At 37.2% G+C, this 23,119-nt stretch carries 22 protein-coding genes; 3 read left to right on the forward strand and 19 right to left on the reverse strand.

Annotated features, from left to right (window positions below; genetic code table 11):
* The first annotated feature begins 55 nt into the window (after positions 1-55).
* Complete coding sequence (sigK, locus tag EK386_RS01285) at positions 56-790, forward strand: RNA polymerase sporulation sigma factor SigK (protein ID WP_126657195.1); 735 nt, start codon at positions 56-58, stop codon at positions 788-790.
* Between the two features lie 385 nt (positions 791-1,175).
* Here the strand turns inward: sigK and mtnN are convergent, their stop codons facing one another.
* From mtnN to EK386_RS01355, 14 genes are all read right to left on the reverse strand, one after another.
* A complete protein-coding gene (mtnN, locus tag EK386_RS01290) occupies positions 1,176-1,868 on the reverse strand; it encodes a 5'-methylthioadenosine/S-adenosylhomocysteine nucleosidase (RefSeq protein WP_126657196.1) in 693 nt (230 codons plus the stop codon).
* 67 nt (positions 1,869-1,935) lie between these two features.
* The gene (locus tag EK386_RS01295) at positions 1,936-2,619 is read right to left on the reverse strand and encodes a YrrS family protein (RefSeq protein ID WP_158674355.1); all 684 of its coding nucleotides are present in this window, start codon (positions 2,617-2,619) and stop codon (positions 1,936-1,938) included.
* A gap of 238 nt (positions 2,620-2,857) precedes the next feature.
* The gene (gene greA / locus EK386_RS01300; RefSeq protein ID WP_126657198.1) at positions 2,858-3,343 is read right to left on the reverse strand and encodes a transcription elongation factor GreA; all 486 of its coding nucleotides are present in this window, start codon (positions 3,341-3,343) and stop codon (positions 2,858-2,860) included.
* A 317-nt stretch (positions 3,344-3,660) separates the two neighbouring features.
* Complete coding sequence (udk, locus tag EK386_RS01305; RefSeq protein WP_126657199.1) at positions 3,661-4,299, reverse strand: uridine kinase; 639 nt, start codon at positions 4,297-4,299, stop codon at positions 3,661-3,663.
* Positions 4,300-5,577 carry a peptidase U32 family protein gene (locus EK386_RS01310; protein WP_126657200.1) on the reverse strand — a complete coding sequence of 426 codons (1,278 nt, stop codon included), beginning with the start codon at positions 5,575-5,577 and terminating at the stop codon, positions 4,300-4,302.
* A gap of 15 nt (positions 5,578-5,592) precedes the next feature.
* Positions 5,593-6,525 (reverse strand): peptidase U32 family protein, encoded by a 933-nt coding sequence (locus EK386_RS01315; RefSeq protein ID WP_126657201.1) that lies wholly within the window; start codon positions 6,523-6,525, stop codon positions 5,593-5,595.
* 5 nt (positions 6,526-6,530) lie between these two features.
* A complete protein-coding gene (locus tag EK386_RS01320; protein ID WP_126657202.1) occupies positions 6,531-7,163 on the reverse strand; it encodes an O-methyltransferase in 633 nt (210 codons plus the stop codon).
* A gap of 456 nt (positions 7,164-7,619) precedes the next feature.
* Positions 7,620-8,738 carry an endolytic transglycosylase MltG gene (gene mltG, locus EK386_RS01325; RefSeq protein ID WP_126657203.1) on the reverse strand — a complete coding sequence of 373 codons (1,119 nt, stop codon included), beginning with the start codon at positions 8,736-8,738 and terminating at the stop codon, positions 7,620-7,622.
* A gap of 651 nt (positions 8,739-9,389) precedes the next feature.
* The gene (locus EK386_RS01330; protein WP_126657204.1) at positions 9,390-9,917 is read right to left on the reverse strand and encodes a DUF1292 domain-containing protein; all 528 of its coding nucleotides are present in this window, start codon (positions 9,915-9,917) and stop codon (positions 9,390-9,392) included.
* Between the two features lie 191 nt (positions 9,918-10,108).
* Positions 10,109-10,420 carry a DUF1292 domain-containing protein gene (locus tag EK386_RS01335; RefSeq protein WP_126657205.1) on the reverse strand — a complete coding sequence of 104 codons (312 nt, stop codon included), beginning with the start codon at positions 10,418-10,420 and terminating at the stop codon, positions 10,109-10,111.
* Between the two features lie 128 nt (positions 10,421-10,548).
* Complete coding sequence (ruvX, locus tag EK386_RS01340; RefSeq protein WP_126657276.1) at positions 10,549-10,971, reverse strand: Holliday junction resolvase RuvX; 423 nt, start codon at positions 10,969-10,971, stop codon at positions 10,549-10,551.
* A 7-nt stretch (positions 10,972-10,978) separates the two neighbouring features.
* The gene (locus tag EK386_RS01345; RefSeq protein ID WP_036176121.1) at positions 10,979-11,245 is read right to left on the reverse strand and encodes an IreB family regulatory phosphoprotein; all 267 of its coding nucleotides are present in this window, start codon (positions 11,243-11,245) and stop codon (positions 10,979-10,981) included.
* A 116-nt stretch (positions 11,246-11,361) separates the two neighbouring features.
* Entirely contained in the window at positions 11,362-14,022 is a 2,661-nt protein-coding gene (gene alaS / locus EK386_RS01350; protein ID WP_126657206.1) for an alanine--tRNA ligase, read from the reverse strand.
* Positions 14,023-14,464: 442 nt separating this feature from the next.
* A complete protein-coding gene (locus tag EK386_RS01355) occupies positions 14,465-15,271 on the reverse strand; it encodes a GNAT family N-acetyltransferase (protein ID WP_126657207.1) in 807 nt (268 codons plus the stop codon).
* A 155-nt stretch (positions 15,272-15,426) separates the two neighbouring features.
* On the opposite strand from EK386_RS01355, the gene EK386_RS01360 reads away from it, so the two are divergent.
* Positions 15,427-16,119, forward strand: coding sequence for a TerC family protein (locus EK386_RS01360; protein WP_126657208.1), 693 nt, complete (start codon positions 15,427-15,429; stop codon positions 16,117-16,119).
* Between the two features lie 15 nt (positions 16,120-16,134).
* Here EK386_RS01360 and EK386_RS01365 read toward each other — a convergent pair whose 3' ends face one another.
* From EK386_RS01365 to recD2, 5 genes are all read right to left on the reverse strand, one after another.
* Positions 16,135-17,283 (reverse strand): MFS transporter, encoded by a 1,149-nt coding sequence (locus EK386_RS01365; protein ID WP_126657209.1) that lies wholly within the window; start codon positions 17,281-17,283, stop codon positions 16,135-16,137.
* Positions 17,284-17,407: 124 nt separating this feature from the next.
* On the reverse strand, positions 17,408-18,178 hold the full coding sequence (locus EK386_RS01370) for a sporulation protein (protein WP_126657210.1): 771 nt from the start codon (positions 18,176-18,178) through the stop codon (positions 17,408-17,410).
* Positions 18,179-18,408: 230 nt separating this feature from the next.
* Positions 18,409-18,831, reverse strand: a complete 423-nt coding sequence (locus EK386_RS01375; RefSeq protein ID WP_126657211.1) for a DUF1801 domain-containing protein — start codon at positions 18,829-18,831, stop codon at positions 18,409-18,411.
* A gap of 42 nt (positions 18,832-18,873) precedes the next feature.
* Positions 18,874-19,521: an SIMPL domain-containing protein gene (locus EK386_RS01380; protein WP_126657212.1), complete on the reverse strand. Its 648-nt coding sequence runs from the start codon at positions 19,519-19,521 to the stop codon at positions 18,874-18,876.
* A 110-nt stretch (positions 19,522-19,631) separates the two neighbouring features.
* Complete coding sequence (recD2, locus tag EK386_RS01385; protein WP_126657213.1) at positions 19,632-22,100, reverse strand: SF1B family DNA helicase RecD2; 2,469 nt, start codon at positions 22,098-22,100, stop codon at positions 19,632-19,634.
* Between the two features lie 179 nt (positions 22,101-22,279).
* Here recD2 and hisA point away from each other — a divergent pair, with 179 nt between their 5' ends.
* Complete coding sequence (gene hisA / locus EK386_RS01390; protein WP_126657214.1) at positions 22,280-23,032, forward strand: phosphoribosylformimino-5-aminoimidazole carboxamide ribotide isomerase; 753 nt, start codon at positions 22,280-22,282, stop codon at positions 23,030-23,032.
* Positions 23,033-23,119 lie beyond the last annotated feature (87 nt).

A 23,119-nucleotide genomic window follows, 5' to 3' on the forward strand; every position in this document is an offset into this window, starting at 1 on the left:
ATTTTCTAGCAAAGCTTATCATATAATGTCGTAAAAGGCAGAAAGGATGACGTAATTGAGCGGTATTTTTGCGTCACTTATGCAGCTTTGGCTAGACATCCCATCTTTTTTAGGGTATTTAAAGGGGCAGGCATTTCACCGACCTTTTACAAAAGAAGAAGAAGCGAAAGCCATTGAACGATTTATGGCAGGAGATGAACAAGCACGTTTAGATTTAATTGAACGAAATATGAGGCTCGTTGCCCATGTAGTAAAAAAATTCCATCCTCAACATGAACAACTCGATGATTACATTTCTATCGGAACAATCGGTTTAATGAAAGCGGTCAGTAGTTATACGCCTGACAAAAAAACCCGTCTAGCAACCTATGCTGCAAGGTGTATAGAAAATGAGATTTTAATGCATTTAAGAGCACAAAAGAAAGTTCAAAAAGACGTTTCGCTTTTTGAACCAATCGGGGTGGATAAAGAAGGACAATCATTGCAAATTCGTGATTTACTACAACTCGATGAAGAACCCGCAATCGACAAAATTGAACAAAAAGAAAGCTTTGAACAACTTTATGCATATTTAAATACGCTTGAACCCCGTGAATTAGAAATTATCGTCTACCGCTATGGTTTAAATAACAATGACCCGTTAACTCAAAAGGAAATTGCGAAAAAGCTAAAAATTTCCCGAAGTTACGTTTCAAGAATCGAAAAACGAGCACTGGTGAAACTGTATCAACAATTTAAGCATAGCCAAGCAGAGAAAGAAAATAAAAGAGCCGAAATCGAATCTACCTAAGAAAAGCGTAAGCGCCCTCGCTCAGCCCCGAAAGAAACTGGAGACTTCCGACAAGCATGCTTGCATGCGTAGGAGGAAGTTGAAGTTTCCGAGGGGCTAGGGCGCTGAAGCTAGACACTGTTCTAAGTCCGAAATTTTATACTTATTCTTTAAAAAAAGCTCATTTAGGACATTAATCGTCTTAAATGAGCTTTTCGTAATTAACGATATCTTGTTTCAGTGTTTGCACCAAAGTAAATAAGTATTCCTAAAATCGCTGTAATTGCAACCGAACCACCCATTAATAATAACATCATTAAAACCTCCTATTTTTAACAACTAATAAATCCTATCTCCATATTACTTGCATATTTTCAAAACCTCAAGAGTGTTTCAAATGAATTCGCTACAGCTTTTCAATTGTTTTTAACACAATTTCAGTTGAATGTTTTGCAGCAACCGGTAAAAATTCATCAAAACTAATATTTGATTCTTTTCCTGCAATATCAGACAGTGCACGAATAACTACAAATGGCGTGTTAAATTGATAACACACTTGCGCCACTGCAGCCGCTTCCATTTCAACTGCCTTCATTTGCGGGAAATAAGTTCTTACCTTCTCTACTCGTTGTGGATCGTTCATGAAAGAGTCGCCTGAACAGATAAGCCCCACACCATATTGATGTTCACCGATTTCGTCGACAGCTTCTTCCGCCAATTTCATTAATTCTGCATCGGCTTTAAATGCTGGTGGCATCTGTGGTACTTGCCCCATTTCATAATTAAAAATCGTCACATCAACATCGTGGTGACGTACTTCATCTGAAATAACAATTGCTCCGACTTCAAGAGCCGCGTCATAGCCACCTGCTGATCCTGTATTAATGACTACATCCGGCTTAAATTCATGTAGTAATATCGTTGTCGACATTGCTGCATTCACTTTTCCGATACCACTTTTTAATAGAACAACTTCTTTATTTTCATATGTACCCGAAGTATATTCACTATTCGCAATCGTCGTTACTTGCGGATTGCTTAGAGCATTTCGTAAAAGTTCTACTTCTTGCTCCATTGCTCCAATTACTGCAATTTTCATGATATTTCCTCCATTCTCCAAGTAATAACATTAAAGAATAAATCGTTGTCCGTCAACCTTTCGAACATTAATAGGCTCCATCTAATTGATTTAGTTTTTCTACTTTTACGGGAATCCATCCTTCGTTTTCAATCCATTCAATGTATACTCGATATTTATCTGTTCGTTCTGCATCCTTCGACGTAAGAACGGCCACGGAAGAATTCGGACTACCATTATTTTTTACTGACCAGACAATGATATTCTCCGGTTCTAATGAAACTGCATTTTGGAATGTTTCAAGTTTTTCTTCATAATCAATATGACCTTCTGTATATGCGGATACATGTTCTCCAGTCTGTTTTGTCGGCGTTGACTGCCAATTTGGATTCACAATCACTTCATCGACGATCGGATCTTCTGAAGGTGCTACAATTAGTTCAGAGCTTAGGTTTTCGTCACTTCCTATTGGTTCATCAATGGTTTCATCGTCACTCGTTTCTTCATCTACCTCTTCACTTGTACGATCTTCCGTTGTATCATCAGTAATTTTAGCGTCTTTAGATGATTCATCCGTTGTGTTTGCCACTTCATCATTTTTAGTGTTCTGATCTTTGTCCGTAAAAATACTAATCAGATTTAATATAATCAGGATGGAAACAATTGCTATGAGTATGTTTAGAAGGCGGTCCATTTTTTTACGTTTTCCATCATTCTGATAACGTTGTCTTTTTTCAGAACGATTCATGTAATCTCGACTTTCATTTTCCATGAGATAAGTTAATCCCCTTCCAAGCATTTTTGAATCTACTATATTTTATCAACAACCATTCTTATAATTCTATATTGAGGACATATATTTAATGTATTTGTTATAAAATAAACATTCACTCATTCAACATTAATTTTTGATTAAATAGAAAAAGCCGACAAATCAAATGTTTCGATTTGTCGACTTTTAATGCACAAATATTTCGGCTATGTATCGTTTAAGCCATTAGTTAGGTGAATTACTTCGCCGTATTAATGGACACAATACGAACTTCCATATCTCCACCTGGTGTTGTTAATTTCACAATATCATCTACTTTTTTGCCTAATAACGCTTTGGCAATTGGTGAATCGTTTGAAATACGACCTTCGAATGGATCTGCTTCTGCTGAACCAACAATTGTATATTCCTCTTCATCACCATCAGGTAGCTCGATAAACGTAACTGTCTTACCTAATGTTACGACATCACTTTCCCCTTCAGTTTCTTGAATAATGATGGCATTACGTAACATGGATTCAATGGCAGAAATTCGACCTTCAACAAAGCCTTGTTCTTCTTTTGCTGAATCATATTCAGAGTTCTCTGATAAGTCTCCGAAACTGCGTGCCACTTTAATACGCTCCACAACTTCTTTACGTTTAACTGTTTTTAAGTGCTCTAATTCATCTTCTAATTTTTGTTTTCCTGCTAATGTCATTGGATATTGTTTTTCATTTGACATGACAATCACTCCTTAAATACTTGAAATAATACTATACACGTAAAAAGTAAAAATGCAATCGTTTTCTTTTACGTTTATACTTTTACGTTCGGTTATAGAAAACAACCTAAATAGATTTCCTCTTTTTACAATTGTTTAAACCCCTGTTAAACAAAGAAATAGAGTGTAATAATAAAACCCGGTCAGTAGTTAAGCATATGAGACAAGCCCTTCTATTAGAAGTAGTTTGTCCACTTAACTAGTAACCGAATTTTATTTTTTACCAATATTAAATTGATTTGTAAAGTACTAATTTATTCCAACACTCACTCATCATATTACACATTGGTCGTAGTTTCAAGAATTGTTTTAATTTTTGTTACCATCAAATCAATGGCAACTTCATTCTCGCCGCCTTCAGGAATAATTACATCAGCATAACGTTTCGTTGGCTCAATAAATAAATTATGCATTGGACGAACAGCAGTTAAATATTGTTCAATGACTGAATCAATTGTTCTACCTCGTTCCTTAATATCCCGCTCAATTCGACGTATTATACGTAAATCCGAGTCTGTATCTACAAATAATTTGATATCCATCAAGTCCCTAAGACGTTTATCCTCTAATACGAGAATACCTTCTAAAATAATTACATCTTTTGGTTCAACATGAATGACTTCTTGAGCACGCGTATGATTTACATAATCATATACTGGTTTATCAATCGCTTGGCGGTCTAACAAACGATGTAAATGTTCTAATAAAAGGTCATTATCAAAGGCTAATGGATGGTCGTAGTTTGTTTGTAGACGTTCTTCAAAAGTTAAATGACTTTGATTTTTATAATAATAGTCTTGTTCAATTACAACGACAGAATGATTTCTAAAAACATCGTAAATGGCATGTGTTACGCTTGTTTTTCCAGAGCATGAGCCTCCAGCAATCCCTAAAACTAAAGGGCGCTTCTTTGTCATTTACTTATTCTCCTTCCGCATCATGTTGAATTTGAACAATGGACGATCTACTTTGAATTTTACGATCTGTAACGGATGGTTTGCCACTTCAATTTCCTCGTCATCTTCGTTCCAAACTTGACCAACTTCCATTTTAAATGAATCGATTTCAGGACCAAAGAACTCAATTGTATCTCCTGGTTTGAAGTAGTTACGTTGTTGTAACGTTACCATTTGAGTTTCCTCATTATAGTCTAATACTAAACCTGCAAAATCCCATTTCATTTTCGCTGCATGGAAGCCAAACATTTGTTGTTTATAGCTCGGTTCCCCTTCAAAGAATGCAGAGGCTGCGGCACGATTTGCACAACGGTCTAATTCTTCTAACCACTCTTTTTTAATTTTAAAGTTTTCTGGATCTGCACAGTACGCATCAATCACTTTACGATACACAGAGATTACCGTTGCAATATAGTGGATCGATTTCATACGACCTTCCACTTTTAACGAATCGATACCTAACTCAATCATGTGAGGAATTGATTCAATTAATTTCAAGTCTTTAGGACTCATAGCAAATGGTGCTTCCCCTTCATTAAATAAGGCTTTTTCTTCACCATCAACTTGCTCGTATAAATCGTAATCCCAACGACAACTTTGACAGCATCCACCACGGTTCGAGTCACGCGCTGTCATATGATTCGATAATACGCATCGACCAGAATAGGCAATACACATCGCCCCATGGACAAATGCTTCTATTTCGATATCCACTTCTTGTTTCATTTTGAGCATTTCTTCTGCCCCAACTTCACGGGCTAATACGACACGATGAAGTCCTTCTTCTTTCCAGTACTTCACTGCTTTCCAGTTGGATAAAGATTGCTGAGTAGAAAGGTGAATTTCTAACTTTGGTGCGATACGGCGACACGTTTCAATAATTAATGGGTCCGCCACAATAATGCCTCGAACACCAGCACCTTCAATTGCTTGTAGGTATTCTTCTAAACCATCCATATTTTCATTGTGGGCAAAAATGTTCGTTGTAACATAGACAACTGCACCGTATTTTTTGGCGAATTCAACACCTTCACGCATTTCTTCAATAGAGAAGTTATCCGCATTTGAACGCAAACCAAATTCTTGTCCACCAATAAATACTGCGTCAGCACCATAGTGTACCGCAATTTTTAGCTTTTCTAAACTTCCAGCTGGAGCTAATAATTCTGGTTTCTTCGTAATGACACGTTTTCCATCGACTACTTCTCGAATTTTTTCGTTTTCTATTAGTTGTAACAAGCCGGACCCTCCATTCTAATACACTGTTTCTTTGAAGATAAATCCTGTATCTAACGGACGTAATTTTGGTTGGATTTCTTCAATTTTTTCTAATAGCTCGTCTTTCATTGCATTATAAGCATCTTCACCTTGATCGAAGAAGGCATCAACTGCTTGGCGATAGCAATTTGTAACGGTTGTTATATAGTCTTCACTATGTAATACGCCATCAATTTTTAATGAATCGATCCCCGCTTCAAGCAGTTCTGTCAGCTCATCAATTAAACACATATCATTCGGTGAAAAAATATGTGTTCCATTTTCATCTTCATAAATTGGGTATTTATTTTTACGTTCTTTATCATGTAAAAACATATTTTTATTTTCTTTACGGTTTTCAATCTCCATTGCTTCTCCACGATATAGGAAGTAATTTCCTAAAAGAGAACGTTTCGATTGGAACATACATGTCATTCCATGTACTTGAACTTCGATTTCAGGTTTTGCATTTTCTTTAATTTCTAACACTTCGTCTAAAGAAAGCTCACGTGCAAGTACCGCTCGTTTTGCCCCACGCTCTTCCCAGTAATTTGCTTGGAACCAGTTTGTTGCGATTGTTTCTGGATTCCAATGTAATGGAATCGTAATGCCTAGTTCACGAACTGCCATTACTACTGCAGGGTCACCAAATACTAGGGAATCCACACCAATTCTTTGCAATTGTTTTAAATAATCATCCAATGCATCTAAACGGTCATTATGGAAAATCGCATTTACTGCAACATATACTTTTTTACCGGCTTCATGGATTATTTTAGTCGCTTGTTCTACTTCATTTAAAGTAAATTCTCCTGCTAATCGTAAGCCAAATTTTTGTTCACCAATGATAAAAGCATCTGCACCTGCTTCAATTAAAGCATTTACATGATCCAACGATTTTGGTGTAACTAATATTTCTGGTTTTTTCACTTTCGTCACCTCTTCAAACATATTAACAATCCATCACCGATCGGAAAAAATGTACTATCATAGTCTGGATGATTCATAATCCAATCCGTGAAATTTTTTAAATTCCGAATCATCGTTCTTTTTCTACGAGGAACTTCTTTAATATCTAAATCTGATAATCCATGCATGTACATATTATCGATATACAAAATGCCACCAGAAGGGACAAGTGGCGAATACTTTTCAAAAAATCGTTGGTATTGTCCTTTCGCCGCATCAATAAAAATCGCATCAAAAGTAGACTGAATCTTTTCCACATCTACCTCTAACGCGTCCCCCTCAATAACAGTAATGCGGTTGCCCGCTTGTGAACGCGATAGAAAGTGTTTTGCCATCTCTACTCGTTCTAGATCGCGTTCAATTGTAACAATTTTACAATTCGGCAGAGCTAGGGACATACGTAATGCAGAATAACCGATTGCTGTTCCTATTTCTAATATACTAGAAGGTTTTTGAATGCGAAGTAATTGATTCAATGCGTCAATGGCAGGCAATTGCATAATCGGAACATGGTTTTCCTTCGCATAAGTTTCCATTTCCATTAATAGTTCATCGCGCGGTTGAACCAAGGATTCTATATAAACATCTGAAAATTCCATTTGGTGAACCCCTTTTACGCTTATTGTGCAAACAAGTTAAGAAAAGCGCAAGCGCCCTCGCTCAACCCCGAAAGAAACTGGCCGACAAAAACGCCACATCGTATGGCATTGTCGGCACTCGTACATCCTTGTACTTCGGAGACTTTCGACAAGCATGCTTGCATGCGTAGGAGGAAGTTGAAGTTTCCGAGGGGCTAGGGCGCTGAAGCTAGACACTGTTCTAAGTCCGAAATTTTATACTTTCTTATTCTTCTAGAAAAGAAAAAAGACCAAACAAAATAGTTGGCACAAAAAATTAAATACTATATGACAAAAAAATCACAACTTATAATATCATGAAAATAGAAGGAAAGCGAACTATCTTTATTCGTAATTCAGTGAAAAATAATAAAAACCATACTTTCAACTGAAAAAATAACAAATAATCCGCATATCACTCTACTCTATTTTCAACGATTAACGTAAAAATTTATCTATATTTTGTAAATGTTCATCGTATGTTTTGGCAAAGTGATTGTTTCCTTCAGCATCTGCTAAGAAATATAAATATTCCGTATCTGTCGGGCTTAGGGCTGCATCAATTGATATTTTACCCGCATTCGCGATTGGTCCTGGCGGTAGTCCTTGTATCACGTATGTGTTATAAGGGTTGTCTACTTCTAGATCCTCATATAAAACTCGATCTTTATGAGACCCAAGTGCGTATAAGACAGTTGGATCGGTTTGAAGTGGCATATCAATTTCTAAACGGTTATAAAATACACTCGCAATCGTTTCCCGATCTGTTTGCGCTGTGGCTTCTTCTTCTAATAGTGACGCAAAAGTTAATAAATCATGCACAGTCATTTGTTTTTCTTCGAGTAATGGTTTATATTCCACAACCATTGTGTTCGTCTGTGCAATCATCGTTGTAATAATCTCTTCTAATGAAGGATTTTTTTCATAGAATGGATACGTTGCAGGGAACAAATAGCCTTCAAGCGCATAACGAATGCTGCCATCCTTAATCTCGTCTGTAAATAAATCCGGGAATTCACCTACCATCTTATCAATAAATTGCGGATCCACAATTTTTTCCATAAACTGCTCAGCAGTAAATTCTGTATTTTTCCCGATGATTTCAGAAATTTGAACTAACGTTAATCCTTCAGGAACAGTTACCGTAAATATTGGTTCTCGATAAACTTTTCCGGTCTTTAAACTTTCAATAATTTCATCAAATGTCATTGCTTGAGACATTGTGTAATTCCCTGCCTGGAAGCTCGATTCATTTTTGAACTTCGTATAATATTTAAAAATACGTGCATTTTTGATTACACCCTGCTCTTCTAGAATTGTTGAAATAGAACTAATACCAGAACCCATTGGAATCTCAACAGGAATTTCAGTAGTAGATTCTGGATCAATTGGTTGTAATGCAGACTTCACATAAAAGTAACCGCTTACCCCTACAATTCCAACAAGCAATAAAACGACAAGTGTCACAACCCCAACAATGCGACGTACCACTTTGCCTTCTTTTTTACGTTGTTTCATTTTCTCTATCATCTCTTGTTTCTTAGATTCATTATCCACTGACGTACCCCCTTATATCTCCTAATATGATACAAGAAAACACAAATGGTGACAACATCCCACATCTCTCGCGGGTTAGAGATGTGGGATGTCTGCGACGAGCATGCTTGCAGCGCAGGAGCAACAAAGGTGACATCTCTCACGGGTTAGAGATGTCTTATATCTGCGCCGAAAGCTTGCGACAGGCGCAACTAAATAAGTCTTCCAAAAAACGAGCTAACATTAAAAATACTAATGTAATTTTTAATAAAGTATTGCTTAGTGGGCGGACTTGGCACACAAGCCGCAAAGCCATGTTGTACATGTCTTTACGACTTGTCTTAGTGCTTTGTGTAAGGTCCACCCACATCCATTAACTCTAACTAATCCTTTCGTGATTTAGTTCGCGGCTTACAATCGTAGGCCGCGTTTTCTGAATTAAGTTAACTTCCTAAGCGCTACGTAGTTTAATATTAGATCCCTTTTTGTAGTTTTCTATTACTATCAACAAATTTGAAACACAAAAAAATTATTATTCATTTTGATACTAAAGGGTGAATTTATTACGTTTGACAACCCCTTTGCTACGAGTAGTTTCTTACACAAAAAACATTATTTTTTTCATGTTAACCAACAAAAAAAGCTATGCCAAGTTGACATAGCAATTTCCCATTATGATTGCTGGTTATTAATAGAAGCTAGCTCTTTTTCAACGAATTCCCACTCTTGATCTGTCTCGATTGGTAATAGCTCAACCACTTCCCCTTGCTCACCTGGAGTATAAGCAGAAGCAAATATTTCATTGATCTCTTCCTGATCGGCATAGGCATAAAGGATGTAGGATTTATTAAAGTCTGCTAACTCAAATCGATGAATGATTTCACAAAGGACCTCTTCATCTTCTTCCGTAGAGATCGTAAAATAATCTTCATCACCATCACCAAATTCTGCGACTAATGTGTTCAGTACTTCGTCTACCATGTCCCACTCTTCTTCGGTTTCTAATGAAGTGAAATTTGTCATTTCACCATTGTCACCTAGTTCAAATCGTAGTGCTGAGACCTCTTCACTCTCATGACCGTTTTCGTCAACTAATGTGTATAGTACATAAGAGTGATCGTTAGAATCAAATGTTAGTATCACCCTACACTTTTGTTCTGAACCGTCCTCTAAAGTCACATTAAAATATTGCTCGTCCACAAAAACACCTCCAAAAAGTTAAATGGGGATGTCCAGAAAGCACTACACTTTCTGGACATCTACCTACACTTCTAATAATAAAATATCCCTTAAAAGCTTTGCTCCTGCGGTAGTATCAATAAATTGTCACTATCCTCGTCGCAAAGGGGACGTCCAAAAAACTTTTCGAACGTCCCCTTTCTTATTAATTTTTATTCTTCTTCGTCGTCTAATTCGTCTTCAAGTGCATTTAACACGTCTTCAATTAGATCCCATTCTTCTTCTGATTCGATTGGCTCTAGCTCGCCATCTTCACCGTTTTCAGAAGGTGTAAATGAAGAAGCAAAGATTTCGATTTGTCCTTCATCGTCTTCTTCTGCACCTACTAATGAATATAGTACATAAGATTTTCCGAATTCTTCAGAGTCAAACGTATGAATAACTTCGCAAAGTTGTTCATTTCCATTTTCATCTACAATTGTAATATGTCTTGCTTCTTGTTCGTGATCGTGTTCATGTACCATTATTGGTCACCTCTTTGTTTAATTTACGCACTGATTGGCGTTTTTACCTAATTCGCTTATTCTTGCTTCTGCGGTGGTCAATCAAGATGTGACCATCCTCGTCGCAAAGGTTCCGTCTAAAACAAATTTTAGACGGAACCTTTGCTATCTAAATATCCTTGAAGGATCATTACCGCTGCCATTTTATCAATGACTTTCTTGCGTTTTTTACGGCTTACGTCCGCTTCGATTAACATGCGTTCTGCAGCCATCGTTGTTAAACGTTCATCCCATAGTTTAACCGGGAAATGAAAGGTTTCTTCCAATAATTTTTTATAATTCTCAGAAGCTTCACCACGTGGTCCAACTGTATTATTCATGTTTTTCGGATATCCTACGACAAATTCGGTAACACCGTATTCCGAAACAAGCTTTTTAATACGTTCAATACCAAAATCGCCTGCTTCTTCATTAATTTGAACCGTTTCAATACCTTGCGCAGTCCAGCCTAATGCATCACTTATCGCAACACCGACTGTTTTTGATCCAACGTCTAGACCCATTACTCTCATATTGATATTATGCCTCATTATTCTTCCTAATATAAAATTTTACGAGTTCCTCGAGAATTTCATCACGTTCGAGCTTACGTATTAAGTTCCTTGCATCCTGATGGCGAGGGATGTATGCCGGATCACCAGATAAAAGATAACCTACAATTTGGTTTGTAGGGTTATAGCCTTTCTCTTCTAGTGAAGAGTACACCTTCAACATCACTTGCTTTACTTCTTGTTCCATTGATTCTTCTGGAAAACTAAATTTCATTGTTTTATCAAACGAACTCAAGACCAGCACCTCGCTTTCAGATATAAGGAGATGAGACATACATTCATCTCCATTTTCTTTATTATAACCGATAAAATAATTCAATCAAATAATCAATAGTAAATATAACCAATTATTTAAAATGATTTAACGTAATCATACACAGAATTAAGCGCTTCTTCAAGTTTTGATGCATCTTTTGCACCAGCCATCGCCATATCTGGACGACCGCCACCTTTACCACCGCATGCTTCTGCCACTGTTTTTACGATGTTACCTGCATGGAAGTTTCCACCCACTAAATCTTTCGTCACACCTGCACAAAGCATTACTTTATCGCCATCTGTTGCACCAAGAACAATGACAGCTGATCCTAGTTTTTCTTTTAAATCATCCATCATTTGACGTAGTTGATTATTATCCTTTGCGTCAACTCGAGTAGATAGAACTGTTACATCCCCGATTTTTTGTGCTGCATCTAATACTTGACCAGCTTGTGCATTGGCAATTTTTTGAGATAATGAATCGTTTTCACGTTGTTGTTCTTTTAATTCATGCTGTAAATTTTCTACGCGAGCTACTAAATCTTTCGGGTTCGATTTAAGAAGAGCCGCACTTTCCTCTAATACGCGTTGTTCTTCTTTCACTGCTTCATAAGCTGCTTTACCTGTCACTGCTTCAATACGTCGTGTACCTGCGCCAATTCCACCCTCTGAAACAATTTTAAATAGCCCGATTTCAGAAGTGCTTCCTACGTGAATACCACCACAAAGCTCAACAGAATAATCGCTTACTTGAACAACACGTACTACATCGCCGTATTTTTCACCAAATAATGCCATTGCGCCCATTGCTTTTGCTTGTGCGATTGGCATTTCTTCAATGACTACTTCTATATCATCCCAAATTTTTTCGTTTACAATACGTTCAATTTTCTCCAATTCCTCTTTTGTAGCTGGACCAAAGTGAGAAAAGTCAAAACGTAAACGATCTGGACCTACATAAGATCCTGCTTGATTTACATGGTCCCCTAACACATCTTTTAATGCACGTTGCATAATGTGCGTCGCCGTATGGTTTTTCACAATTAGATTTCGCTCGTTGCGGTCAACTGTTGCCGTAACATAATCATCTAAATGCAACTCACCTGATTCAATAACGACCGTGTGAAGAGTTTGGCCATTTGGTGCTTTTTGAACATCTTTAACAAATGCTTTACATGTATCATTTTCTAATGTTCCATGGTCTGCAACTTGTCCACCCATTTCAGCGTAGAAAGGCGTTTCAGCTAAAATGACAAGTACTTCTTCTCCTTCAGATGCTACTTGTGCATTTTGACCATTCACAACTAAAGCGACTACTTTTGTTTCACTTTGTAATGTATCGTATCCTACGAAATTTGATTCTACTGTAATGTTTGCTAACACTTCGGATTGTACTTGCATTGAATCAACATCTGCACGAGCATTACGAGCACGTTCACGTTGTTGTTCCATTGCCACTTCAAAGCCTTCAAGATCTACCGTCATACCAGCTTCTTGTGCATATTCTTCTGTTAGCTCTACAGGGAAACCATATGTGTCATATAAACGGAAAGCATCTGCTCCTGGAATGACATTTAAACCAGCAGCCTTTTCTTTTTCGATTACATCAGAAAGAATTGCTAAACCACCATCTAATGTTTCATGGAAGCGATTTTCTTCGTTTTTAATCACACGTTGAATGAATTCTGTTTTTTCTTTTACCTCTGGATAGAAGTCTTGCATAATTTCACCAACAGTTGGTACTAATTCAAACATAAATGGTTTTTCAATACCAATCTGTTTTGCATAACGTACTGCGCGGCGAAGTAAACGACGTAATACATAGCCACGACCTTCGTTTGAAGGAAGAGCACCATCACCAATCGCAAATGCCACTGTACGAATATGGTCTGCCACAACTTTAAATGGTGTATTAACATCTTCTTCACTACCGAAAATTTCTTTTAAATCAATTTCGCCAGGGCGCATATATTTGCGACTTGCAAATTGTTCGATTTTCTCGATGATTGGCATGAATAAATCTGTATCGAAGTTTGTTGGCACATTTTGTACAACAGACGCCATACGTTCAAGACCCATCCCAGTATCGATATTTTGTTTTGGTAGTGGCGTGTACGTTCCGTCTGGGTTATGGTTAAATTGTGAAAATACTAAGTTCCACACTTCAAGATAACGTTCGTTTTCCCCACCTGGATATAATTCTGGATCATTTTCGTCATTTCCGTATTCTGGACCACGATCATAGAAAATTTCTGAGTTTGGACCAGATGGACCTTCTCCAATATCCCAGAAGTTTCCTTCAATACGTACTAGACGATCTTCTGGAATACCAATTTCATTTTTCCACACATCGTACGCTTCTTGATCTTCTGGATGAATTGTAATGGATAAAAGTTCTGGATCAAAGCCCATCCATTTTTTATCCGTTAAAAATTCCCACGCATAGTGAATTGCTTCTTTTTTGAAGTAGTCCCCAATCGAGAAATTTCCTAACATTTCAAAGAATGTATGGTGACGAGCTGTTTTTCCTACGTTTTCAATATCGTTCGTACGAATTGATTTTTGTGCATTTGTAATACGTGGGTTATCTGGAATGACACGTCCGTCAAAATATTTTTTTAACGTCGCTACACCTGAGTTAATCCAAAGTAGAGACGCGTCATTAATTGGTACTAGTGGTGCTGATGGTTCTTGGGCATGCCCTTTTTCAATAAAGAATTCTAAATACTTTTGGCGTATTTCTGATGCCTTCATTATAATATTCCTCCTAAATTTTGTTTGATGATGGTTTATGCCTTGTTGATGTTGAATGAATTCCGCCAAAATCGAGGAAATTCCCGCCAATTTTGAGTAAAATTCCGCCAACTTTCTTTTGTATTCCGCCAAAATGCTAGCTAAATCCGCCAAGTAACATAAAAAAGCCCTCATCCCATAAAGGGACGAAGACTATAATCTCGCGGTACCACCCTAATTTATAAGTAAACAAAAGCGCACTTATATCTCAAGCACTGTAACGTAAGTGAACGGCAGGGATTAGCTGCACTCTGGAGTAGCATTCGGTAAAAACTGTACGTAAGATTCTTTCAGCCTAAGGAATCTCTTTCTTTTTCGTAAGTTCAAACTTACTTGTTCCATCATTGTTTTCATCTATTCTGTTGTAAATTATATGAGAATGAGTCTACCATGTCAATTATATCTATATTTCAATTGACTCATAACGATACATATTCCAAAAGCCTATATCTTCAAAACCGAGACGTTTATAAATTTTTCCAGCCTCTGGATTATCATAAAACAGACAGAGCTCTTTCCCTTCTGCTAATAAATCTTTACAAAGCTTTAGCATACAATCTGTAGCTAAGCCTTTTCGTTTATATTCTTCTTTTGTCGCAACAGCTATGACCATGGCAGAACTACTATTTTCAGCAGTGGTTGAGGCAGTGGTCGCCATGACACCATCAACTCGAATGTAGTATATCCGACCTGTTTTATCTTCAAGTGCTCGTTTTTTAGATTCTACTGTAATCGTTGCCGTTTTAAATTCAGGGACACTCTTTAATAGTTGAACGTTTTCTTCCACTTCATCAATTGTTAGCTTTTGAACGTGTTCAAGCTCTTTATCACTTTTCGTGATTTGTAATTGCTGACACTTTGCATAATAGAAGGAATTTTCGCTACGAAGTTTTCTTTGAATGAGCGGCTTGATTTGTAACACAACTTCCTTTAGTCCCGATAATTCGCGCATACGTGGATCACTATTTATGATTTTTGCGAAAGCTTTTGCGTCAAACTTACTTTCTGCATATGGAATATAATTTGTTTCATATTGTAATAGAATTGCTACTAGCTCCCCTGAATCGTTAAATTCCCCCCATACGGATTGAAATTCAGTTTCATAGCCATAAGCCTCAATATCTCCAATAATAAATAGATTTTCAGCCGGCTTTTTATTCACTAAGGCCATTACATTTTTATGGTCATTCGAAGTCAATTTTCTTATCATTTCTCACTCCACCACCCTACTTGAAATTATTAACAAACTATCATAATTCCCTAGGAGTTTCAATAATTCTTAAGTTTACTAGCTTCTAGAAAATATTTAGTCAACATATACTGTGTCAATCTCATAGCATTTAATTATTGATTGGAGTGATATAAATGGATGTTCTCTCTATCGAATTCCTCACTGCTTTACTATCAATTATATTTATAGATTTAGTGTTAGCAGGAGATAATGCATTATTAATTGGACTAGTAGCTAAAAACTTACCACATCATCATCAAAAAAGGATTATTGTTTTAGGAGCAATCGGAGCAATTGGTGTACGAATCATACTAACGTTAGTAGCCGTAAAATTACTTGAAATTAACGGTTTACTTCTAGTTGGGGGAATATTGTTAATCTATATTTCTTATAAATTATTGCTTACAGAAGAGGAGCTAGATGTTCACCCAGGTAAAAGAACTTTTTGGGGAGCAATTGGGACCATTCTTTTAGCAGATATCCTAATGGGCATGGATAATATTATTGCTGTGGCAGGTGCAGCGAACGGAAATATGTTACTAGTGGCAATTGGTTTAATCATTTCCATTCCCATTGTGATTTGGGGCAGTACGATGGTAACACGTTTAATGGAGAAGTATCCATTTATCATTGTGATGGGCGCCGCTATTCTTGCTTGGACTGCAGCAAAAATGATCGTAAAGGATGAATATGTCGCTCATTTTTTCCAAACAAAAACGGCCATGTATACATTTGAAGCAATTGTTGTAACCGTCATTATTTCCATTGGATTAACTGTTAAAGTTTATGTACAACGTAAAAATAAAAAAGATGAAGTCGCCTCTTAATTGAAGCGACTTCTTTTAATATTGATATTTTTTTCTTGTAGCGATCACGATGAAAATGGCTGGAATCGTAAATACAATCATTCCTAAAAACGATAAACCAGGTGAGATTTCGTATAAATATCCGCCAAACAATGTCAAAAGGGCCGCACTTAAACTCATTCCTAATGCTGAATAAACACCTTGCGCATTCGACAATTGCTGCCTAGGTAATGTTTTTGAAATGTATTGGATAAAAGCAAAATGTGCCATTGCAAATGATACGGAATGCAACGTTTGGGATAGAATAAAAGCCCATATATTTGGAAACGAAAAAATGATAATCCATCGTAAAGTAGAGCCAATACCAGCTACTAATAGCAATGTTGACGTTTTCCAATGAGACAATGCATCTGCCTTCATTAAATAAATGATTTCAGATAAAACCGCAATGTTTAATATGATTCCAATATAATTCGTGTTTACATTTAAATATTGCAAATAAATATAACTATAGTTGTAATACGATGCGAGAGAGCCTTGTAGCAGGATGACAATAAGTAAAATAATTGGAAAACCTTTTATTTTAAACAAGCCTCGCATAGAAGACGATTTGCCGCGATCCTCAGTTGTTGGCTTTACTAATAACACATTTGGTGCGGGTCTTGTTTGCATCAATAGCATAATGAACAAGAAGCCAATCATACACCATAAAATCGCTTTTTCCCCTACTGAACCAATGATGAAACTAATAATTAAAACAGCAATGACAAAACCAATCGAGCCATATGATCGGCTTTTCCCATAATTAATCGTGCTGTGTTGCATCAGTGTTGTTGCACTATTTTCAATGGCAGGTAAAAGAGAAGGATAAATAAAGCTGAAAAGGAATGTCATCACAAATAACGATTCGAACGAGTTTGCTGGTAAATAGAGAATGGTTACAATAAGTGAACTAATAACTAATCCTAAAATGAGTTTCTTTTCACTCATAAATTTGGTTGCAAAGGGAAACGCAAACATCGTAGAAATAGCACGCGCCACAAGGCCAAATCCCATGATGAAGCCGACTTCTGAAACCGTTAACCCCTTTGCCTCACTTAACCAGCCAGGCCAATATTGTAAGTAGACGCCCCAAGTGAAGAAAAAGATAAAATAATTTTGCGAAAGCCAGTGTTGATTGTTCATGAAAGGATACCTCCAATAACTACTATACACTTTCACATATTTTTTTCATTAAGTAAACTTTAATAACTTGTAACTAGGCAAAAAATAAAAACCCAAGAAACATAAGTTCCTTGAGCTTTTGTCATTACGAATATCTCGCAATCGTCTGTCTCAACGTCTCCCCTAAGTTATGTAGATCTTGTTGAGTGATGGTCATGCGTACATGGGTTTCGTCTGCATCAAGCGCTTCTGCTAAAAAGCCACCGAAGCCGCGCGCTTTTCGATCGATTTGCATGATGATTTCAGCAGATGATTCAGATTGGGACATAAACATAATTTCTAGTTCATCGAGACGCCCTCTAAATGCGCCACCCACTGGAACAAATTCAAACTCTTGAATGAATGGATAGTTACGGCGATATTTATAGGATGCTTGCTCGCATTCTGCTTGTCGTAATCTAAAACCGAGTGCTGAAATTTCATCAAAGATTTTTGCAGCAATTTTCGATGGACGAATTTCGATATAGTCTTTATCCTGTGAGTCAACACCACTACGGATATCTAACTCTGTTGCAACCCATACTTGCGTTCTTCCCACTGTAATTGGCACCTCAACAGGGATCGTAAAGGAAAATGGAATAATTTTTGTTTCATTGACACCAATCGTAAACGGTTCGCTAACTTTATACTTTTCAATCGGTGCTTTTGCTGTAATTTTATTGTCATCGATTTCTTTAATGTACGTTGTGTACAATGTTAAATAAATGGCATCAATTTGTTGCTCAACATTGCCACCGTAAATTTCAACTTCCCCGCGGATTTGTTCTCCTGCTGTGTAACTGGATTTCTCTAATTTTGTATCAACTTTTGCTGCACCGATCCCAATACTTGCTAACATTTTATTAAAAAATGACATATTTAGCTCTCCTTGCTAATTTTTAGTATGGTCTATTTACGTACACGTTTGTAAAAAAGTTTCATTTCCAAAATTAATTTTTATCCCGCATTAACGGGCAGTAAGACTCTCACCTCAAGACTTAAATAAAGCAATAAGGATAGGTGGGAGATCAACTGCCCGTAAAAGCCCGATTGGTTCAACTAACAATCAGTGGGCTGAGAAAAACCCCCACTAATTGAAGTTTCACTTTAAGGGTACATTTTTTGAAGGAATGTAATGGATTGCGTAATTAATTCTTTTAAAATATCTTCATCGACATCCGCCAATTTATTGATATAGACACACGCTTTACCCGCTGTATGTTTTCCAAAGCTCTCCAATAACTTCTCTCGTTCAGTATCACCTGTTGCAAAATACAAACTAATTTTCGCTTTTCGCGGTGAGAATCCAACTAAAGGTGCATCCCCTTCATGTCCAGTCGCATATTTGTAATGATAAGAACCAAATCCAATAATACTAGGACCCCACATTTTTGCTTCATACCCGGATGTTTCCTCAAAAATTTGTAAGAGCTTATAGGCATCTTCTCTTTTTTTCAGACTGTCGACTGATTCGATAAATTCAATCACACTGGCATCGGTTTCTTTTGTTTTTTGTTCGTATTTTGCCACAGAATCTCACTTCCTCATTCAGTCGTTTTATTCAAAACGAATTTAAAATTGATATTTTACTCGAAGCGACGCATCCACTGTAATCATTCCCTGTTCAACTGGTGTAGTAAAGGATTCACCTGTCATGGCTACGGTTTTATAAAGAATTGGACCTCCACCTGTCTCCTCCACGATTTCGATTGGTTGCGGTAAATGAGACAAGCGTAACGATACTGCTAATGCTTGTGCCTTTTCGTTAGCATTTTGAAGGGCAAGTTGAAGGGCTCCCTTATAGTAATTATCTTCATTTTCTAATTTAAAGGATAACTGTGAAATTTGGTTTGCTCCATTTTTTACAGCAGTATCAATGACGGTCCCTACTTCATTAATGTTTCGAATTTTCACACTCAGTGCATTTGTTACTTCATAGCCTCTAAACACTTGTTTGCCATCCACAAAATCATAGCGTGGAAAGACGTTATAAAAGGCCGTTTGAATATCGGTTCTGGCAATATTCAAACCTAATAAAGCTTGGATGACTCGGTTCATTTTAACAGCATTTTCTCTTTGGGCTTCCGTAACATCTTGCGCCTCGGTTCTTACTTCAATTTGCAGTTCTACATAATCCGGCTTTGTTTCAATTTTCCCATTTCCCGTAACCGTAATGACTCTTATACGATGTGATCCGTGATGGGCATTTGTATAATCCAACGTTTCCACCTTTCGTCATGTTCATAGGAATACTATATGCTTGTTTGATGGAAAGTTTGTCATTTGATATTTAAACCCATTATTTTGCTTTGAACCATTGTTCCTACTCGTTATTCATCCATAAAATCATAAGGGGAAAGACCATTTAAACCAACTAATGGGTGAACGTATGGAGCTGTTTCAGCCGTTAAAATAGGTTCCAGCGCTTTTCCATTCACATAGAAGGTTTGTTGTTGTTGATTGTCATCTATCGAATGATCCGTTGTTGAAGAGACTTCCTTTTCTTGCACTGGAACGTTTTCGATTTCATCCATTGGGTTTAGCCGCGCCTTTAAACTTGTTAACCGTTCTAAGTCATCTGTCCTTGCTAATCCGTTTGCAAACGTATCGGGCTCACCACAAAGAATTAAAAAGTTTTTTGCCCGTGTAATACCGGTATAAAGTAAATTCCGACGCAGCATTTTGGAATAGCTTCGAACGATTGGCATAATGACGGTTTGGAATTCACTACCTTGTGATTTATGGATGGAACAACAATAAGCCAATGTAATTTGATTCAAATCGCCGCGCTGATAGGTCACCTCGTTGCCATCGTAAGAAACCACGAGTAAGTCTTGCTTTTCTACCGTTTCTTTTGCACGAATGATGGCAATGACCTCGCCCATATCGCCATTAAAAATATTGCTTTCAGGTTGATTTACTAGTTGTAATACTTTATCACCAATGCGATAGATGACGTCCCCAAACACTAATTCTTTTCGCGTGCCATCTGGATTTGGATTGACTAATTCTTGAATTTGTTTATTGAGTTGATCGATGCCAGCTGGACCTTTATACATTGGGGCAAGTACTTGGATGTCCCGTATGGATTGGCCTTTTGCAACGGCACTTTTTACAACTTGTGTGACAACACTGGCAACTTGATCTGCACTTGCTTTAATAAAGGAACGATCCGATGTTTTCTCCGCTACCGTTTGTGGAATATCACCTTTTTTTATTTGGTGAGCAAGTTCAATGATGGTGGATCCTTCAGCTTGTCGGTATACATCCTTTAACTCGACTGTTGGAACTTGATGCGATGCCAATAAATCCTTTAATACTTGTCCAGGGCCTACTGGTGGCAATTGATCTTGGTCCCCTACAAAAATCACTTGTACATCCTCACTTAAACTTTTCAATAATTGATGAGCTAGCCATGTATCCACCATCGACATTTCATCAATGATAATTAATCGCCCTTGGACTTCTCTTTCTGTCTCTTCATCCTTTTCTTGCCCATTAAACCCAAGCAAGCGGTGGATTGTCATGGCTGGTAAATCGGTGGATTCTGCTAGACGTTTTGCAGCTCTTCCAGTAGGTGCAGCAAGGACAATCGGAAACGGTTCTTCTTTTCCGGCATATTCTTTTGGATTTAAAGACAAACCGTGAAGCTCTGCATACACTTCTACTAGTCCTCGAATAACCGTCGTTTTTCCTGTACCAGGGCCCCCTGTCAAAATCATAACCGACGAATTTAGCGCACATTCAATGGCTTGTACTTGTGTTTCTGCATAAGAAACTTCTAAACGTTCCTCTACTTCACCAATCGCTTTACGGATTTCATCTTTTGTAAACGATTGATGCTTTTCATTATGTTGAAGCAATTCGATAATTTTTGAAGCAATGCCAATTTCACTAAAATACAAGGAAGGCAAGTATAGTCTTGTTTCTTCTCCACAAATTTTACTTTCCTCGCGCATTTCAATGATCGCTTTTGAAATCGTTTCATATGGAATTTGTATAGGTTGGCTTTGTTCCAACATGGCTTTGACGGATGGTAACACATGCTCCGCATCTAAAAATACATGCCCCTCTGATAATGCAGCGTTTGTTAAAATATGTAATACTGCTGCTTTTATTCGATCTGGATGTGCGCCCGTCATGCCCAGTCGACTACCTAGCTCATCTGCTCTTCCAAAACCAATCCCTTCAACATCTTCAATTAGTCGATAAGGATTTTCCGTTAAGAGCTGAATCGTTTCTTCACGATATGTTTGATAGATTTTCATTGCTAACTGGGGGCCGAATCCCCAATCGTTTAACTGAATCATGACTTTTTCAAGCCCTAGATTTAACTCTAAATTTTGGCGTATCGATTGTTTTTTTTCAGTTGTTAATCGAGGGACAACATCCAATGCATACGGATCTTCCATTATGATTTTGATTGCATCAATTCCTAACTTTTCAACAATAATTTCTGCTGTTTTCCGTCCAACTCCAGGAAATAGGTCGCTCGATAAATAATGAATAATTCCCTGTTCTGTAGCAGGGACTTCTTTTACAAACGTTTCCACTTGAAATTGTTGCCCGTATTTTGGATGCGTTTTTAAAATCCCCGTAAACCGGTATAATTCCTCTTCATTTAATTGTGGGAAATAACCAACGACAATAATTTCTTTATCATCATATTGTAAGTTCGTTTCTTGAATTTTCACTCGAACAATGGAATACATATTCGTCGCATTATGAAAAATCGATACAATTGGACGGCCAAGGATAAATAACTTATTTACTTCAAATAAATTAAGGTTTTCTGCCATCCCACTTAACTCCTTTACATCCATTCTAGTATTATTGATTTTACCATATGTACCATAGACTGTCTTACATAATCCTACCGAATGACACCTCGAATTTTCTTTAGCCTGATGATATGATAGGGATAGTTTGAAATAAAGTATAATTAAGTTTGTTGGAATAGAAAGGATTTGTGAAAAGCGTGGAATTTAGACCTTGTATTGATTTACATGATGGACAAGTCAAACAAATCGTTGGCAGTACACTTGGACATAGTGACCAAGAAGTAGTAGAAAATTTTATTTCTGAAAAAGATTCTTCTTATTATGCAAACATGTTTAAAGAAGATCGCTTAACAGGAGGCCACGTCATCATGCTTGGTTCGGGTAATGAAGAGGCTGCATTACTCGCTCTTAAAACGTATCCAAATGGGTTACAAGTTGGTGGGGGCATTGTAGCAGATAATGCAAAAAAATACATCGACGCTGGTGCAACACATGTGATTGTAACCTCTTATATTTTCCATGACGGAAAGCTCGATATGGAACGGTTACATCAATTAATTGAAGCTGTAGGAAAAGAACATATCGTAATTGATTTAAGCTGTAGAAAACGAGATGGTAAATGGTTCGTTGTGACGGATAAATGGACGAAATTTAGTGATTTTGAAGTTAATCAAGAATCAATTTCATACATCGAGCAATTTTGTGATGAACTATTAATTCATGCGGTTGATGTAGAAGGTAAAAGAAGTGGCATGCAAGAAGAATTAGTAAGAGATTTAGCAAATTGGACGTCCATCCCAACAACTTATGCGGGTGGTGTTCGATCATTAGAAGATTTGCAGAAGTTTAAAGACATTTCCAATGGCAAGCTTCACGTTACAATTGGCAGCGCTCTAGACATTTTTGGAGGAAATCTGCATTATACGGATGTAGTAAACTACTGTAAATAAAAAATGTGAAGGCGACCACCGTTTTTTTCTGGTGATCGCCTCTTTTTAAAGAATAAGAAAGTATAAAACTTTGGATTTAGAACAGTG

Origin of the sequence: Lysinibacillus antri (assembly GCF_003977595.1) — a bacterium.
GTDB classification, from domain to species: domain Bacteria; phylum Bacillota; class Bacilli; order Bacillales_A; family Planococcaceae; genus Ureibacillus; species Ureibacillus antri.